2 protein-coding genes are annotated in these 1,624 nt (G+C 69.5%); both read left to right on the forward strand.

The window, feature by feature from the left end; all coding sequences use genetic code 11:
- The first annotated feature begins 106 nt into the window (after positions 1 to 106).
- On the forward strand, positions 107 to 655 hold the full coding sequence (gene ruvX / locus ACFWF3_RS35225; RefSeq protein ID WP_378989019.1) for a Holliday junction resolvase RuvX: 549 nt from the start codon (positions 107 to 109) through the stop codon (positions 653 to 655).
- Positions 652 to 1,624, forward strand: a 973-nt coding sequence (locus tag ACFWF3_RS35230) for an endolytic transglycosylase MltG (RefSeq protein WP_379318452.1), incomplete at its 3' end; no start/stop codon positions are given. The genes ruvX and ACFWF3_RS35230, both read left to right, overlap by 4 nt.

A 1,624-nucleotide genomic window follows, 5' to 3' on the forward strand; every position in this document is an offset into this window, starting at 1 on the left:
CGTCCCAGCCGACGAGGCGGCGCCCCCGCGCGCCGGGCTCGGATCCGTCGGGCATCCCGGCCGGTTTGACCGCGGTCCGCGCCCGGGTGGCCGAACTCGCCGGCTGATGACCACCCCTGGTTCGTCCAGCGAGGAATCGGCCGACCGCCCCGACCCGGAGACCGACCCGGGTCGGGGCCGCCGGATCGCGATCGACGTCGGTAGCGTGCGCATCGGAGTCGCCTCGAGCGACCCCGACGGCATCCTCGCCACCCCCGTCGAGACCGTCGCGCGCGCCAAATCCGGTGGGCGCGCGGGCCCACCCGCCGATATCGCAAGAATTGCCGACATTGTGCGGGAATACGAAGCGGTCGAAGTGATCATCGGTCTGCCACGCACGCTGCGCGGCGAAAACGGCACCGCGGCCACCATCGCGCGTAAGTTTGCCAAGCAGTTGCGCCGGGTGATCGACCCGATTCCGATACGCCTTTCCGACGAACGTTTGACTACGGTGTCTGCTGCACGTGCGCTGCGCGACAGTGGAGTTCGCGCACGTGGCCAGCGGCAGATGATCGATCAGGCGGCAGCCGTGTCGATTCTGCAAGGATGGTTGGACGAGCGGAGTTCGGTGTTGAAGGACGCAGCAGATACGGCGAGGGTCGGAGACGATGCATGACCGACCGATGGACCAGGGCCGAGGAACGCTACCGGGCTCGGGAAGCTGATCGGCGCTACCCCCGCCGCGACGACTGGGGGCTCGATGCCCGCACAGTGCGTGAGGACGCGGCGCCGGATCGCGGCGAGTGGGACGAGGACGGCACCGACGTCATCCCGCGCTATGAGGACGAGGTCTACGACGACCAGATCCTGGAAGACGTCCTCGAACCGGAACCCGAGCCGGAGCCGGCCGTTCCGCCGCGCCGCGTCGGGCAGCGCGCCGCGACGGCCGAGCGTGGCCGTCCTCGCGCGGGGTCCGGCCGGAACAAGCCGCCCGGCCGGAACAAGCCGTCGGGACGCGCCAAATCACGGATCGCCTCGCGGAAGGCGGCTGAGCGCAAGAAGCGCCGCCGCAATATGTGGGTGATCGCGGCAGTGTTCGTCGTGCTGGTCGTCTCCGCCGCAGGTTTCGCCGGGTACAAACTGATGGGCAGTCTCGCGCCCGCCGAGGATTTCGCGGGCCCGCCCGGCGAACTCGTGGTGGTCCAGGTGCACTCTGGTGACACCGCCACCCAGATCGCCGACACCATGAAGGAAAAGGGTGTCGTCGCCAGTTCGGAAGCGTTCTACGAAGCGGCCGTGCGCAATTCGAACATGAACAGCGTGCAGCCCGGGTACTACGCGGTGCAGAAGAACAGTCCCGCCGCGCACGCGGTGACCTCGCTGGTGTCGAAGGACTCGCGCGTCGGCAACGTCGTGATCTCGGAGGGGCGTCAGCTGCACAACCGGCGCGACGTCCACACCGGCGCCCCTACGGAAGGCATCTACACCAAGATCGCCGCCGCCAGCTGCCTCGGCGCCGGTTCCGCCGCCAAGTGCGTCACCTACGAGCAACTCGATGCCGCGGGCGCCAGTGCCGACCTGGCCGCTCTCGGCGTGCCCGACTGGGCCAAGGCGTCGGTCGCGGCCGCTCCAGACCGGCGCAGGC

The sequence above is a fragment of the Nocardia sp. NPDC060220 genome, from assembly GCF_042727815.1.
Lineage (GTDB): Bacteria > Actinomycetota > Actinomycetes > Mycobacteriales > Mycobacteriaceae > Nocardia.